Annotated in this window: 10 protein-coding genes; 4 read left to right on the top strand and 6 right to left on the bottom strand. The window is 75.9% G+C overall.

What is annotated here, in order from left to right:
* Positions 1–249 precede the first annotated feature (249 nt).
* The 5 genes from ACLQ22_RS24430 to lanM all read right to left on the bottom strand — a co-directional run bounded on the left by ACLQ22_RS24430 (position 250) and on the right by lanM (position 10475).
* The gene (locus tag ACLQ22_RS24430) at positions 250–1689 is read right to left on the bottom strand and encodes a hypothetical protein (RefSeq protein WP_425694372.1); all 1440 of its coding nucleotides are present in this window, start codon (positions 1687–1689) and stop codon (positions 250–252) included.
* Between the two features lie 140 nt (positions 1690–1829).
* Positions 1830–3656 carry a right-handed parallel beta-helix repeat-containing protein gene (locus tag ACLQ22_RS24425; protein ID WP_425694371.1) on the bottom strand — a complete coding sequence of 609 codons (1827 nt, stop codon included), beginning with the start codon at positions 3654–3656 and terminating at the stop codon, positions 1830–1832.
* A 176-nt stretch (positions 3657–3832) separates the two neighbouring features.
* Positions 3833–6733: an ATP-binding protein gene (locus tag ACLQ22_RS24420; RefSeq protein ID WP_425694370.1), complete on the bottom strand. Its 2901-nt coding sequence runs from the start codon at positions 6731–6733 to the stop codon at positions 3833–3835.
* A gap of 83 nt (positions 6734–6816) precedes the next feature.
* The gene (locus ACLQ22_RS24415) at positions 6817–7053 is read right to left on the bottom strand and encodes a hypothetical protein (RefSeq protein ID WP_425694369.1); all 237 of its coding nucleotides are present in this window, start codon (positions 7051–7053) and stop codon (positions 6817–6819) included.
* Between the two features lie 86 nt (positions 7054–7139).
* Positions 7140–10475, bottom strand: a complete 3336-nt coding sequence (lanM, locus tag ACLQ22_RS24410) for a type 2 lanthipeptide synthetase LanM (RefSeq protein WP_425694368.1) — start codon at positions 10473–10475, stop codon at positions 7140–7142.
* Between the two features lie 308 nt (positions 10476–10783).
* Between lanM and ACLQ22_RS24405 the strand changes: the two genes are divergently transcribed.
* The 4 genes from ACLQ22_RS24405 (at position 10784) to fabG (ending at position 14312) form a co-directional block, all read left to right on the top strand.
* Positions 10784–12601, top strand: a complete 1818-nt coding sequence (locus tag ACLQ22_RS24405) for a BTAD domain-containing putative transcriptional regulator (RefSeq protein WP_425694367.1) — start codon at positions 10784–10786, stop codon at positions 12599–12601.
* Positions 12602–12685: 84 nt separating this feature from the next.
* Entirely contained in the window at positions 12686–13051 is a 366-nt protein-coding gene (locus tag ACLQ22_RS24400) for a hypothetical protein (RefSeq protein ID WP_425694366.1), read from the top strand.
* Between the two features lie 5 nt (positions 13052–13056).
* On the top strand, positions 13057–13569 hold the full coding sequence (locus tag ACLQ22_RS24395) for a 3-hydroxyacyl-ACP dehydratase FabZ family protein (protein ID WP_425694365.1): 513 nt from the start codon (positions 13057–13059) through the stop codon (positions 13567–13569).
* Positions 13566–14312, top strand: coding sequence for a 3-oxoacyl-ACP reductase FabG (gene fabG / locus ACLQ22_RS24390; RefSeq protein WP_425694364.1), 747 nt, complete (start codon positions 13566–13568; stop codon positions 14310–14312). Before ACLQ22_RS24395 ends, fabG begins: the two co-directional genes overlap by 4 nt.
* On the opposite strand, the gene ACLQ22_RS24385 is transcribed toward fabG, so the two are convergent.
* Positions 14284–15120, bottom strand: a complete 837-nt coding sequence (locus tag ACLQ22_RS24385; RefSeq protein WP_425694363.1) for an SDR family NAD(P)-dependent oxidoreductase — start codon at positions 15118–15120, stop codon at positions 14284–14286. The genes fabG and ACLQ22_RS24385 overlap by 29 nt on opposite strands.
* Between the last annotated feature and the right edge of the window lie 129 nt (positions 15121–15249).

The following is a 15249-nucleotide window of genomic DNA, read 5'->3' as shown; positions in this document are numbered from 1 at the left end:
CTCCAGATATCCGCCGCCATCGATGAGTATCGGCGGGTGGCGGTAACGTACACCGCGACGGGTGTTGATGTAAACGGCTGCCGTGCCGGTGTGGCTGAATGGCGGAAACCTTCAACGGTGGACGCGTCGAGCCGCCCGCGGGCGCATGCGCACCGACGAAGCGGGCGCGGCGGCGTGGTCCCGGCCCTGCCAACCTGCTGAGCTACCGCCGGTCGGCGGTGCCTGTGGTGGGTGCCCCGCTGAGCGGCGTCACGAACCGCCGACGCGGGGCACCACCGGGCGGACCGCGACCGGGGCGCCCGGTCGCCCGCCCGCGCGCGACCGGTACTCGGGGACGCCCACGCAGGTGAAGAGCAGCGCCGCGAGGTCGTCCGGCTCGCCCAGCAGCCCCGGGACGTCCGAGTCGAGAAAGGTCATGCCGCTGGCGCCCGCGCCGAGGGCGTACGCCGCGAGGTGCAGCCGGCCCTCGACGAGCCCGGCGGCGAGCTGGGCGTCGCGGTAGCCGCGGTCGTCGAGGGCCGCCAGCGGCGCGGCGGCGATGACGACGTAGGCCGCGCCGCCGGCGAGCGCCTGGTCCAGGCAGACCCGGAGCAGCTCGTCGCGCAGGTCACCGGCGCGCAGCGGCGCCGACAGGTCGGGCCACCGGTAGAGGCCGGGCGGCACGCCGTCGACCCCGTGCACGGCGACCCAGTGCGGCACCGGCACGCCGCGCAGGGCCGCCGCCAGGGGCCATTCCAGCAGGGCGCGCGGCAGCGTCCGGGACCTGTCCATCCGCCGCTGCGAGCCGCGCCGCCGGACGACCTCGTCGAGCGGGTCGGACGGCGGGTACGCCGGCAGCGGCTCCGCCCGCGGCCAGGGCGCGCCGAGCACCTCCCGGTCGCCCGCGCGCTGGGCGGCGGTGCACAGCGGCAGCTCGACCGGCGGCAGCTCGCCGGGGACCGCCGGCCCGGTGGGCCCGATCGCCGGCGCACCGTCGCCGAGGGACAGCAGGGCCAGCGGGTATTCGTGCACCCCGTCCGCGCCGACGAGCGCGCGCACGGTGGCGTCCGGGAAGAGCGACCGCAGCCGCGGCGACAGGCCGGCGCTGTCGGCGGCGGCCGACAGTTGGGACAGCAGGGTGCCGGCGTCCCAGTAGAGGTGCCGCCAGCCGCGCTCGGCGTAGCGCCAGCCCGTGCGCCACGGCACGCCCGTGACCACCAGCGTCGTGACCGCCCCGGTCGCGGCGGGGGCCACCTGGACGAGCGCGTGCCGCCGCGCGTCGTACCAGTGCACGCCGTCCGGCACCCCCGCGACGCCCCGGGTGCTCGCGTAGACCTCCAGCGGGAACCGTGCCCCCGCCGAGCCGGAGGCGCGGTAGAGGAAGGGGTGGCCGTTGCGTTCGGCGGTGCGCACGACGCCGGCGCCGAGGAAGAGCACGCGGCCGAGTTGCGCCGCGTCGAGGGGCTGCGCGGGGGACGCGACGCCGGCCAGCACGGCGGTCGCGGGGACGCCGGGGTCGGGCAGGTCGCGCGGCAGGGCGAGGACGGCGGGACCGTCCGGGTAGCCCTTCATGGGCGGCGGCAGGGTCTCGGGGTCGTTCGGGACGAGGTCCTGGCGGACGCGCGGATCGTCCACGGGCACGTCCCACTCGCGGCTCGGCTCGTAGGACGTCAGCCGGTGCAGCAGCCCGGCCCCGGTGTCGAGGTCCATCCGGTCATCCTGCCAGCGCGCGGCGCCGGACGGTGGCCCCGACGGGCGACCCGCACGGCACGCTCCCGCGCCGGTGCGGGAGGCCGCCGGGCGGCCGGGGAGCCGGCGGAGCCACCGCCGACCGCCCCGGCCGGTCCGGCTCAGATCCGGGCGCCGACGTCCGCGCCGTTGGCCGGGCGCAGGAACGCGGAGGTGGGGATGGCGCCGTCCGCCGTACGGGGGCCGGTGATCGTGGCCGGGTCCGTGCTGACGAGCGACCACGACCCGCCGAGGTTCCACGAGTTGCCGGAGCCGGTGGAGGCGCCGAGCGACACGTCGGTGGTGTTGCCGACCGCGAGGTTGCGGGTGAGCACCGAGGCGGAGCGCGACACGTTGAAGCCGTCCTTGCCGTTGTCCCAGGCGGTGTTGCGCTCGAAGACCAGCGAGCCCGGGTTGCCGTTGTCGATGAACCCGCCGGCCGAGTTGCCCCAGGCCATGCTGTTGCGGGTGACGTGGGCGACCGCCGGGCGCGGATCCGTGCCGCCGCCGTTCTTGAAGCCGTTGCCGTCCCCGGTGTAGTCGGGCAGGCCCCAGTAGTTGTAGCCGTTGTCGTAGGCGACGCTGTTCTCGATGAGCACGGGCGACAGGAACAGCCAGGCGTCGAAGCCGTCGTCGGCGTTGCGCCACAGCCGGGCGCCCCGGACGACGTTGCCCGTCCCGGAGCCCTCCTTGATGGCCAGGCCGTCCGCGCTCTCGCCGTTCTTGCGCGGGTCGCGGTTGCCGTAGCTGTCGAGGTCGACGACGTGGTTGCCCGACGAGGCGCCCTGCAGGTGCAGGCCGGTCTCGTAGTTGTCCCGGGTCACCAGGCGCTCGTAGCGGCCGTTGTTGGTGTCCACCCCGAAGATGCCGTACGGGCCGTTGACGATCTCCAGGCCGACGAACCGCCACCAGTCGCCCTCGACGTGTAGGGCGCCCCGGTCGGCGCGGGGGATCGAGGATCCCACGGCCCCGGGGGTGTACGGCATGTTCTCGCCGTCGATGACCACGCGCTCGTCCTGGTAGGCGGTGAGGGTGATCGGCTGGGACTGGGTGCCGTCCTTGAGGATCTTGATGGTGCTGGCCGGCGCGTAGGTGCCTGCGCGCACGGCGATGGTCCCGCCGGGCTGCACGAGGTCGTGGGCGCGCTGGATGGTCCGCAGCGGCTGGGCCAGGGTGCCCGGGGCGGCGTCGTCGCCGTTCGTGGCGACGACCAGGGTGCCGGCGGCCGGCGGCGGCGTGGTCGGGGGCGGCGTGGTCGGCGGTGGAGTGGTCGGGGGAGCGGTGGTCGGGGCGGCGGTGGTCGGCGGGGTGGTCGGGCCGGTGCCGCCGGAGCTGACCACCACGTCGTCGAAGCTCGCGCCGGCGTGGGCGGTGACCAGCGCGATCCGCCCCGCGCCGGTCAGGGTGCCGTTCGTGTCGCCGACCCGCACGCCGTCGACGAATCCGCGTACGGTGCTGCCGGCGGCCTCGATCCGCAGCGTGTGCCACGCGCCGGTGGAGCCGACGCCGGCCGCCGAGCCGAGCACGGTGACCGCGCTGCCGTTGACGGCCTGCAGTTCCGCGCGACCGTCGGCGAGCAGCGACAGCCGGTACATCTTCGTGGAGCTGCTGGCCCGGGCGGCGATGGCGACGAGACCGCCGCTCCCGTACGAGGCCGGCTTGACCCGGGCCCGTACCTCGTAGTCGGTCCAGCTCGTCTGCCCGGCGAACATCCGGGCCAGCTCGCTGCCGGTGTTCGACTGGCGGAGCACCGGCGAACCGTCGGTTGTCACCGACCAGGTGCCGCCCGACTTCGACCAGCCGCCGCTGTCGCCGTCGCCGAAGTCGTCGGAGAAGAGGGTGGCGGCGTGGGCCGTCGAGACCATGGTCGCGGCCAGGGCGAGCGCGGTCGCCGACACGCCGACCGCGGCGACCGCGCCGCGGGTACGTCTGATGCGCCTGTCACGCACGGGGGTCCTCCTGGTGCGGTGCGGGGAGCGGTCCGGGCTGGCCGGCGGGCGGCGGTGCGCCGTCCGGCGGGGCACCGGGCCATATGGGAAAGGGCTTTCCCTCCCGTGACGCTAGGGCCGCCCGGACATCGACGTCAACGTTCGTCGATTGCAGGAATGTTGCACCGCGTGGCCGCTCAGCCGCTCTCCACCTCGGCGGCGTACTCGCTGAGCGCGATCCGGTTCGGCAGGCCCGTCTTGCCGAGCAGGCTGGACACGTGCCGTTCCACGGTGCGCGGGGAGAGGTGCAGCCGGCCGGCGATCTCCCGGTTGCTCAGCCGCCCGACCAGCAGCCGAAGCACCTCGAACTCCCGCACCGTCACGCCCACCGACCGCAGGCCGGAGGGGATGTCGCCCGCACCGGAGCGGCGTTGCGTCATGCGTACGCCGGCCTGGCGCAGCAGGGCCCGGCAGGCGCTGGCCACGGCCGGCACGTCGCTGCGGTGGAAGTGCTCCTCGGCGGCGCGCAGCCACTGCACCGGCGTCCCCCACCCGTCGGCGAGGGCCGACTCGCACACCAGCCGCAACGCGAGGTGCCGGCCCATCGCGTACGGCGCCCCGGCCCGCATCGCCTCGGCCGCCGCCGCCTCCGCCTCCTCCTGCCGACCGGACCGGCCGAGCAGCACCGCCTTCGCGAAGAGGGCGAACTGCAGATCCCAGCGCAGCCTGCTCGCCGAGTCGCCCTGCACCGCCTCGTAGGCCGGCCAGCCGGCCTCGCCGGAGGCGACCTGGAGCAGCACGTGCAGGCCGTGCCGGCCGGAGAGGTGGAAGACCGTCGGGCTCTGCGCCTCGGCGTCGAACGCGCGGGCCAACTCGTCGAGGGCGCGGGGCCGGTCCTCCTCCAGCAGCGCGCAGAAGGCCCTGGCCAGCCCGTGTACGCGGGAGGCGTGCAGGGCCTGGTCGCCGCTCCACCGGCGGAACTCGGCCAGCGCGTGCTCCATCTCCCGGCGCCGCCCCTGGTGCGCCGCGAGCACCGCGCTGACCAGCAGCACGTACTGGGTGGTCTCCAGCAGCTTCAGCCGGGTGGTCGCGGCCAGCACCTGCTGGACGAGGGCGTTCGCGGTGTCGAAGTCGCCCCGCAGCACCGCGTGCAGGGCGAGGCTCGCCTCCGCCTGGTGGCGCGCGGTCACCGCGCCGGCCTGCGAGGCCCGCTCCCGGGCCTGTTCGAGCCGGTCCAGGCGCGCGTTGCGCAGCGCGTCGTCGTTGCCGAGCCGGATCAGCGCGTGGATCTCCCAGATCGGCAGCCGGTGCTGCGCGGCGATGGCCAGGGCCCGTTCCAGGCACCGGGTCGCCTCCGCCGGGTCGCGGTGCCGGATCAACGCGCCGAGCAGCTGCCAGGCCTGGCAGGCCACCACCGGCAGGGGGACGGTCTCGGCGACGGTGGCGGCCCGGCGGGCCAGCGCCTCGGCGGTGGCGAGCTGGTCCTGCCCGGCGGTGTCCAGCACCAGGTGGGCGGCGACCACGTCGACCGGCGCGGTGTCCTCCGCGGCGGCGTCCGGGCCGAGCAGGGCGCGCGCCTGCGCCACCTGTGCCAACCCCTCGGCGGAACGGCCGGCGACCGTCGCGGCCCAGGCCAGCCGGGTGTGCAGCTGCGCCCGCCGGCGCGGGTCGACGCCACCGATCTGGTCGAGGGTGCTGACCGACGCGAGCGCCCGCTCGACCAGCCCCGCCTCCGCCAAGGCGTGCAGGAGGGCTTCGAGGGCGGCCGCGCGGGCCACGGGATTGTCGCCGAGCAGGCCGATCGCGCGGTCGAGCAGGGAGACCGCGGTGGTGGCGCCGCCCTGCGCGATCGCCCGCCGGCCCGCCTCGGTGAACAGCCGGCCGGCCGCCTCCGGGTTGTCGGCCTCCAGGTGCAGGGTGGCCGACACCTGGCACCATTCGCCGGGCAGACCGGGGAAGACCGCCTCCACCGCGTCGGTCATCCGCTGGGCGAGCCGGGCACGGTCGGCGGGGCCGAGGAGGCTGAGCAGCGCCTCCCGGGTGAGCCGGTGCCGGAAGGCGTACCAGTCGGTGAGCTGGTCGTCCACCGTGACCAGCCGCCCGGCGACGTCGCCGCACAGGTGGTCGAGCACCTCGTGGTCGCTCAGCCCGGTGGCCGCCTGCACCACGGCCAGCGGAAACCGCTGGCCCAGCAGCGCGCCCATCGAGAGTAGCTCCCGGGCCTGGGGACCGAGCTGCTCGACCCCCTGCGCCATGCCCCGCGCCAGGGTGCCCGGCAGGGCGGCGGGCAGCTCCTCGGACAGCCGCCAGCCCTGCGGGCCGCCGATCAGCAGCGCGCCGTCGACCATGCCGGCGACGAGCTCCTCGATCAGGAAGGGGTTGCCGGCACTGCCCGTCGCCACGAGGGCGTGCGCGGCCGCCGGCACCCGCTCCGGGTCGGCGTCGAGGCAGGCGCCGACCATCTGCCGCAGCCCGTCGTCGTCGAGCCGACCCAGCTCGATGAGGGTGCACTGACCGCGTTGGGCGGCCGACCGGGCGATCGTCGACGCGGCGCAGGGCTCCGCCCTGATCGCACCCAGCAGTAGGGTCGGTTGCAGGGCGAGGTTGTCGATCAGGTACTCCAGCACGGCCAACGTCTCCGTGTCGGCGTCCTGGAGGTCGTCCAGCAGCATCAGGCAACCCCGCCCCGCGCCGGCTACCCCGGTCAACCGGAGGACGGCCTCGGCGAGGATCACCAGGGACGCGTTCTCCTGGTCGGCCGGCGGCCGGCCCCAGTCGGGGACGAGCCGGCCGAGGATCGGGCCGTACGGTCCGAGCACGGTGGGGTCGACCGGCCCGGACCGGAGCAACGACAGCAGCGCCTCGGTCAGCGGGCGCAGCGGCACCGCGGTACCGATCGTGCTGCCCCGGCCCCGCATCACCCGCATGCCCGCCGCGGTGGCCAGCTCCGCGACCCTCGACGCGAGGCGGGACTTGCCCACGCCGCTCTCGCCGACCACGAAGACCGCGCCGCCCCGCCCCGCCCGCGCCGATTCGAGGCTGTTCAGCACCGCGCGCAATTCGGCGTCCCTGCCGATGAACTTCGAGGAGCGGTACACACTGCGCACGCTATCCGAGGGGACAGGCCTCGGCCCAACGCGGTGCGGGCCGACGCTGCCCCCGGGCGGCTACCGCGCCGTCATCACAGCGGCTTCTCGGGGCAACAGGTCGTCAGGGGCGCGGAGTCCGCCGCCGCGCCGGCGTCACCGACGAGACCGCCGATCACCATGCCCACGGGCACGACCAGGCTGGCGAGGGCGGCCGCGCGGATCCCGAACGTCACGACGGGCTGCAGCCACATCGCCCCGGCCGGGTCGTCGACGGGCGCCGCGGAGTCGGTCTCGTCGACGCGGTACGGGGGGAGCTGGTTCTCGGACAACTGTCATTCCTCCTGTTGGTGACTTCGTCGGTCGTTTCCGGAGCTGGCGGCTCCTCTGGAGATCGTCGTCGCTCGCCCGGCGGTCCTCAACCCGTGGGGCCCGGTTCAGGGGTCGGTTCCAGCAGCAGCACCGACGGCACCGGCCCGGCCTCGGCGAGCCGGAGCAGGCCGTACCCGATGCCGGCGAGGCCGGTGAGCAGGCCGGGGGTGGACACGTTGCCCGGGGTCCCGCAGGACGGCCCGTACCGGTCGACGGCGTCCAGGATCCGACCGGCACGTCGCCGCGCCGCGCCGCCGCCGTCCAGGACACCGGTCGCCTCGGCGACGCCCAGCTCGCCGTGGCAGAGGCTGAGGTCGCCGAGCAGCGGGCGGTCGGTGAGCAGGCGTACCGCCCCGTCGGGCGCGGGTCCGGGTCCGCCGCCCGGCGGCACGACCCGGTCGGCCGCGCCCCGGGTGCCGGGCGCAGGGGCGTCGGGGGTGCCGGCGTCGGGGGCGAGGGCGTGGTGGGCGAGCGCGAGGCCGGCCGCGCCGCGACACCAGCCGTACCCCGCCGGCCCGTCGCCGCCGGGGGTGCCCGCCCGGCGCAGCGCGCGCCGGCCCGCCCGCGCGTAGCGGGCGCCACCGGTGCGGGCGTGCCGGCCCAGCGCCCAGCCGATGCCGGCCAGCCCGTCGGCGAAGCCCGGCTCCGTCGGCAGGTCGTCCCGCTCGACCACGTTCACAAGCCGGTCGGCCCAGCCCCGGGCGAGCGCCGCCGCCGGCGCGTGGCCCAGCTCGGCGTGCACCGCGTCCATGGCGGCGAGGCAGCCCGCGCCGCCGTCGGCCCAGGCCACGGCCGCCGAGCCCGCGCTGGCGGCGGCGGCCAGGTCGACCGCCACGCGGGCCTGTCCGGCGAGCCCGGGGTCGGCCAGCAGGGTGGACAGTCGGGCGAGCCCGTACGCGATGCCGCCGAGGCCGTACAGCCCGCCGGGGCCGATCGCGGCGGTCAGGTCCGGGCGCGCGCCGAGCAACCGGAACAGCCTCGGCACCCCGGCAACGGCCCGGTGGGCCAGCTCGGCGTAGCGGGCGGTGCCGGTCACCGCGGCGAGCTGGCCGAGGAAGAGCGCGACCCCGAGGTGCCCGTTGGCCAGGCCGGCCCCCATCGGCAGGACGAGCCACTGCCGGTCGTCCACCAGCTCCAGGCCGAGCCAGTTCACCCGGTCCGTGCCGGTCACGCTCCGGGCCTGGATCTCGTCGGCCAGCGCGCACGCCGTGGCGAGCAGGCGCTCCGGCGACGCGGCGGCGTCCGCGACCGGCCGGGACATCGGTGTCCCGACGTGCCGGCCGTCGACCGGGCGACGGGTCGCCAGCGTCGCCGCGACGATCCACTCCTGGTGCCGCCGGTCGGCCTCGTCCAGCGCGGCGATCTTGCCCAGCGCGGCGTCGAGCCCGCAGCGGGCCAGCGGCACGGGCAGCGGTTCGCCGCCCCCGGCGACCCGGACGGTGCGGCTGCCCGCAGTGCCCTCGAACAGCGGGACGTCGCCCGCCCACAGCGCGGCTGCCTCGTGTCGCGGGAACTGGGCGAGGAAGGGGTGCCCGTCCACGCTGGACCAGAGGACGCCGAGCGCGCGGTCGCGCTCCAGCGCGTCGCCGAGCACGTCCGGGTGGGTGGTCTCGGTGAGCAGGGTGTAATACGCCGAGGTGGGCCGGGCGACCAGCCGTACCGGGACGTCGGCGCAGGACGCGACCAGTTCGGTGAACTCCCGCCGGTGTGCCCGGATCGTCTCGTACGCCTGCCGGAACCCCGCCCGCAGCGCCGGCTCGTGGGCGGCGGGATCGACCGGGGAGTCGCCGACGCGGGGGCGGTTGCGGCCGCCGGCGAAGTCGACGGCCCGGCGGGTCAGCCGCATCCGGTCGGTGCCCGGGTCGGCCCAGTCGAGCGCGCTCACGGGTGCGGTCCCGCCCCGGTCGCCGCCGACGCCGGACAGGTCCATCGCCCCCTGGTCGCCGACGACGATCACCGGCATCAGGCCGGTCCGGTGCACCGAGGCGGTCAGCAGGTCCGCCGCCGGGTCGCCGGTGCCCACCGGCTCGCCCAGCGCGGGGTGGAAGAGCGTCTCGGTGTCCACCACGACCGGTGTGTCGCCGGCGGCGATCAGGTTCTCGTAGTGCATGTCCGTGGCGTGCAGGGCGTGCAGCAGCGCGACCAGGGCGCCCTGCCGGCGGTAGAACCCGTCCGCCTGCCCCGGGTGGCGCAGCGCGGTCGCGTCCACGTACTCCGACCAGCCGTAGCCCGGCCGGGTCAGGGCGGCGACCCCGCGCAGCCCCAGCCCCGGCGCCCGCCGCTCCAACCAGTCGACGAACCCGGTGAAGCGGACCTGGGAGGCCAGGTCGCGCGGCTTGTAGACGACGCGTCGGCCGTCCGCGAAACGCAGCACGGTGGTCGTACGGCCACCGGTGTGGGCGTCGCCCAGGTTGCTGCGGACCGCGACGAGCGGGCCGGGGTCGTCGCCGCCGAGCAGGGTACCCACCAGGTCGTCGCGGTCGGCGACGAACCGGGTCAGGAGTTCGAGCCCGGAGCGGGCGGCCGCCGTGCCGGCCTGCGCCAGCAGGCGGGCCAGCACGGGATAGCGGTCGACCAGCTCGACCAGCCCGGCGGGGACGCAGAGCTGCGCCACGAAGTCGGCGAAGCGGGCCCGGCCGTCGGCGCCGGCGAGCCGGCCGGCCGCCCGGCGTCGGTGCAGCTCCGAGACCAGCGTGCGGGCCGCGACGGCGAGCAGGCGCCGACCCAGCGCGGCGGCGAACTGGTCGGTGAGGGCGGCCAGGTCGACCGTCTTCTCCGTCGCGATCGGACGGGCTCCGGCGAGGAACCGGTCGGCGGCGACGTCGACGAACGGCCGCAGGGGCGCGGCGAGGGCGGCCCGCCAGTCCGCCGGATCGGCCGGCGGCCGGGGCGTGGCCGCGGCGGCCAGGGCCGCCTCGACGCTCTGCGCCCATCCCGGGCGGGCCGTCCTGGCGGCGAGCGCGGACCGGTCCTCGGCCAGCAGCGCGCGCAGCGCCGCCTCGTCCAGGCCGACCTCGGCGAGGCGCGCCCCGAGGCCGGGCCCGTGCCCGTCCCGCCACCGGGCCAGCCGCCGGTCGATGTCGCCCGCGCCTCCGGTGTTGCCCGTGCCGTCGGCGTTGCCCGTGCGGTCGGTGCCGTCGGTGGCCGTGCCGGCCGCGCCGCGCGTGGTGTCGACGCCGCGCGTGCCGTCGGCGTTGCCCGGGTCGCCCGCATCCGGGCCGTCGGCGTCGCGCGGTGCGTCGGCGGGGCGCCGGCCCGGTGCGCCGCCGGCCGGGCCGGGCGCGCGTTCGTGCAGCGCGAGCCCCGAGGCCCACCAGTGCGGGGCCAGCCGTACGCCGGAGCAGGCGTGATCGGTGGCGCCGGCCAGGGGAGTCGAGGTCACCGTTGCACGGTGCCAGAGGGGAGCGCGGAGTTCATGCGTGGAAACTACTCACATTCGTGCCCCGTCGCTGGCCGCGCCGGTGCGCGCGAGCCCGCCGGGGCCCGCGGACGGCGGGACCGACCGGGTCGGTAGCGGCTCCTCGCTCCACATGTGACCCGCCCCATCCTAGTCACGATCAGTGATCAATTGAACAGCCAGCGTGACGCCGCCGGGAAATTGAGTGCCGCCCACGCATGTGGACAGTGCCGGTGCCGATGAGTCTTCGGGCGACTGTTCTACCCGGGGCGGCGCGATGAACGGAGCCAGGGATGGAGTTTCGGGTACTGGGGCCGGTGGGGGCCTGGAAGGGTGACTCGGAGGTGGCGCTGGACGGTGCGAAGCAGCGCACGGTGCTCGCGGCGTTGCTGCTCGCCGAGGGGCGTACCGTGCCGGACACCCGGCTGTGCGAGCTGCTCTGGGGGGAGCGCCCGCCGGCCACCTTCGCCGCCCAGCTCTACAACTACGTCTCGCGGCTGCGCAAGTACCTCGGCGCCGAGGTGGACATCGTCCGGCAGTGGTCGGGGTACCAGATCCGGATCGGCGCCGCCCGGCTCGACCTCGACGAGTTCGAACGCCTGGCCGAGGCCGGTCGCGAGGCACTGCGCGACGGGCGGCACGCCGAGGCCGCCGAGCGGCTGCACGCCGCCATGTCGCTGTGGCGCGGGCCCGCACTGTCCAACGTGACCGAGCACCTCGCGGCGGCCGAGGCGCACCGCATGGCGGAGGTGCGGATGGCGGTCCTGGAGAGCCGGATCGAGGCCGACCTGCGGCTGGGGCGCCACGTCCGGCTGGTCCCCGAGATCACCCAGCTCGTCGCCGAGCACCCGCTGCACGAGGGGCTGCGGGGCCAGCTGATGACCGCCCTGCTGCACAGCGACCGGCAGGCCGACGCGCTGGCCGCCTACCACGAGGGCCGCCGGGTGCTCGCCGACGAACTGGGCGTCGACCCGGGGCCGCTGCTCACCGAGGCGTACCGGTCGATCCTCGCCGGCCCCCCGGCCCCGGCGGTCGTCGCGGAGCCGAGCTGGCACGGGGTACGGCCCGCGATGCTCCCGCCCGGCGTCGGTGACTTCGCCGGGCGGGAGGAGGAGCTGAACGGGCTGCTGCGGGTGCTGACCGCCGAGCCGAGGGCCTGCCCGCCGGTCGCCGTGGTCACCGGGATGGCCGGCGTCGGCAAGAGCACGCTCGCCCTGCACGCGGCCCACCTCACCCGGACCGCCTTCCCCGACGGTCAGCTCTACGCCGACCTCGGTCGCGCGAGGGGCAACGCCGTCGAGCCGTACGACGTGCTCGGCTGGTTCCTGCGCAGCCTCGGCCACGCCGAGTCGGCGATCCCGAAGGGGCTCGACGAGCGGGTCCGGCTCTACCGCAGCCAGCTCGCCGGCCGGCGGCTGCTGGTCATGCTCGACGGCACCGCGGACTACGCGCAGGTGAGCCCGCTGCTGCCCGGCGACCCCGGCTGCCAGGTCATCGTCACCAGCCGGCTCCGCATGCCCGAGCTGGCCGGCGCCACGTCGATCGAGGTCGGCACCCTCGACCGGCGGCAGGCGCTCGCGCTGCTCGGCCGGATCATCGGGGCGCAGCGGGTCGCCGAGGAGACCGAGGCGGCCGGCCGGATCGTCGAGCTGTGCGGCCGGCTCTCGCTCGGCGTCCGGGTCGCCGGATCCCGGCTGCTGGCGCGCCCGCACTGGTCGCTCGGGTACCTGGCGGACCGGCTCGCCGACGAGCGGTACCGGCTGGACGAGCTCCGGCTGGGCTCGTTGGACGTCCGGGAACGGCTGGACAGCAGCTACCACCAGCTGGCCGACCTGGGCCAGCTCGCCCTGCGCCGGCTGGCGCTGCTGCGTACGCCGGCCTTCCCCAGCTGGTGCACCGCGGAGGTGCTGGGCGTGTCCCGGCACGCCGGCGAGGAGGTGGGGGAGAACCTGGTCGACGCCCGGCTGCTGGAGATCGTCGAGTCCGACGGCGGCCGGCGGCAGCGGTTCCGCTTCCACGACCTCGTCCGCGTCTTCGCCCGGGAGAAGGCCGACCAGGCCGACCGGGTGCTGGTGGCCGGCGCCGGGGCGCTGAGCGCGGTGGGGAACTGACCCCCACGCCGGTCTCGATCCCTGCGGGCACGCGGCGGGCCGGGACAGTAGAGAAGATATAGCCGCCGACCCCATGGTGGCCTGGTGAACGCCCTGACATCGGCCGACTGCGCGACGGCCGTTCCCATCGACGTGGAGCACGTCGCACCCGACACGATCGTGGCCAGGATCCGCCCCGACCTCGGCGATCCGGTCTTCGCCGGCCACTACCCGGGATTTCCGTTGCTGCCCGGGGTCCACATCTTCGAGTTCGTGCACCGGGCGGTCCGCGCCGCGGCCCCCGGGCTGACGCTCACCGAGATCGTCAGCTGCCGGTTCCTGCTGCCCTTCCGGGGCGACGACGAACTCGTCGTGACCATCCGCCGCAGCGGCGACCTGTGGCGGGGCGAGGTCGCCGCCGCCGCCGTGCCGGTCGCCGAGGTGCTGCTGCGCTACGCGAGCGAGGAGTGAGCCCCATGATGGGGATCGAGGAGATCAGGCGGATCATCCCGCACCGGCCGCCGATGCTGCTGGTCGACCGGGTCACCGAGCTGGTGCCCCGGCGGCGGCTGGTGGGCTCGCTGACCGTCACCGGTGACCGGCCGCTGCCGATGTCGCTGCTGCTGGAGTCCTGGGGGCAGGCGGCGCTGGTGCTGATCCGGCACGACCGGCCGATGCCGGACGTGCTGACCGACGGCGTGCCGGTGGCCGGCGTCTTCGAGCACATCCGGTTCGGGCGGCCGGTGCTGCCCGGGGAGACGGTGGAGCACCACGTGACCATGAACCGGCTGGTCGCCGACACCGCCTTCGTCACCGGCGAGAGCGTCGTCGGGTCCACCGTGGTGTTGCGGGTGGGCCGCCTGGTCGGTGCGATGCGATCGGTGGAGTCCCTGCGGGCGTCCCTCGACGCGGCGACCCGGGAGTCCCGCGCGGCCGCCCCCGCGCAGCCGGCCGAGCCGACACCGGCGGCGTCCGGGGCGGCGCGGTGAGCGCCGGTGGGCGGCCCGTCGCCCTGGTCACCGGCGGCTCCCGGGGCATCGGCCAGGCGGTGGTGCTGCGGCTGGTCCGGGACGGCTACGACGTGGCGATGTGCTACCAGTCCAGCAAGGACGCCGCCGACGAGGTGGTCGCGCAGGCGGCCGCGGACGGCGGACGCGTGCTCGCGCTGGCGGTCGACGTCGCCGACGCCGCCGCGGTGCGGGACTTCGTGTCGACCGCCGAGCGGGAGCTGGGCGACCCCGAGGCGGTGGTCACCGTCGCGGGGATCATCCGGGACCGGCCGCTGGCCCTGATGGCCGACGCCGACTGGCGCTCCGTGATGGAGGTCAACCTCGACGGCACCTACCACGTCTGCCGCGCGGTGATCCGCCGGATGATGCGCAGGCGCGGCGGGTCGATCGTCACGGTCTCCTCGGTGTCCGGGGTGGCCGGCAACGCGATGCAGACGAACTACTCCGCCTCCAAGGCCGGGATCATCGGCTTCACCAAGGCGCTGGCCAAGGAGGTCGGCCGGTACGACATCCGGGCGAACGTGGTGGCGCCCGGCTACGTCGACACGGACATGATCGCCGCCCTCTCCGACGAGCTGGGCGCGATCGCCCGGGACCGGGTGGCCCTGGGCCGGCTCGGGCGCAGCGAGGAGATCGCCGACGTGGTGGCGTTCCTGCTCTCCTCCCGGGCGTCGTACCTGACCGGTCAGGTGATCACCGTGGACGGCGGCCTGTCGATGTGACCGGCCGCCGGACGCGGCCGGCCGCCACCCTCGGGTACCACGGTCCGAGCAGCCGGGTCAGGATCTCGGTGCGGTAGGCGTCCGCCCCGACCAGGATCCGGGCCCGGTTGCGGGCCACCCCGCGCAGGATGGCGCGGGCGGCGTACTCGGCCGAGATGTCGACCGAGCGCTCGAAGTGCTCCCGCACCGCCTGGTAGTCGCGCAGGCCGTCGTTGCGGGCGTTGCGCATGATGTTCGTCCTGATCCGGCCCGGGTGCACGCAGCTCACCCTGACCGGCACCCCGTCGGCCCGCAGCTCCTGCGCCACCGCCTCCGTGAAGCCCCGGACGGCGAACTTGGCGGCGTTGTACCCGCTCTGCATCGGCGCGCCGGCCAGCCCCAGCACGCTGGAGACGTTGACCAGGTGCCCGCGCGACACCGTCAGCAGCGGCAGGAACGCCCGCGTGCCGTGCACGACCCCCCAGAAGTCGACGTTCATCACCCATTCGAGGTCTTCCCAGGCCCCGTCGGCGACCGAGGCGAGCAGGGTCACCCCGGCGTTGTTGACGACCAGGTCGGCGCGGCCGAAGTCGGCGTCGACCCGCTCGGCGTGCGCCAGCACCGCGGCCCGGTCCGTCACGTCCAACCGGTACCCGCGCACCTGGCCGTCGAGGCCCGCGCAGCACCGTACGGTCTCCCGCAGCCCCTCGTCGTCCACGTCGGAGACGGCGAGCCGGGCCCCCCGGGCGGCCAGCTCGACGGCGAGCGCGCGGCCGATGCCCGAGCCGGCGCCGGTGACCACCGCCACCCTGTCAGTGAAGTCTCTCATCCTGGACCTTCTCGCTCGGCCTTCGGGCCTCGGCGGTCCGCGCCCGACGCAGACTTCCCCCGCCGGCTATGGCATTCCTATGCCGCGTCGATATGTAGAGAAGCTATGAGGCGGCTGCCCGAGCCTCTC

It is taken from the genome of Micromonospora sp. DT178 (genome assembly GCF_049841695.1).
Taxonomy (GTDB): domain Bacteria; phylum Actinomycetota; class Actinomycetes; order Mycobacteriales; family Micromonosporaceae; genus Micromonospora.
The sequence above is the reverse complement of the archived record's forward strand: the minus strand, read 5'-3'. Positions and strand labels throughout refer to the sequence as shown.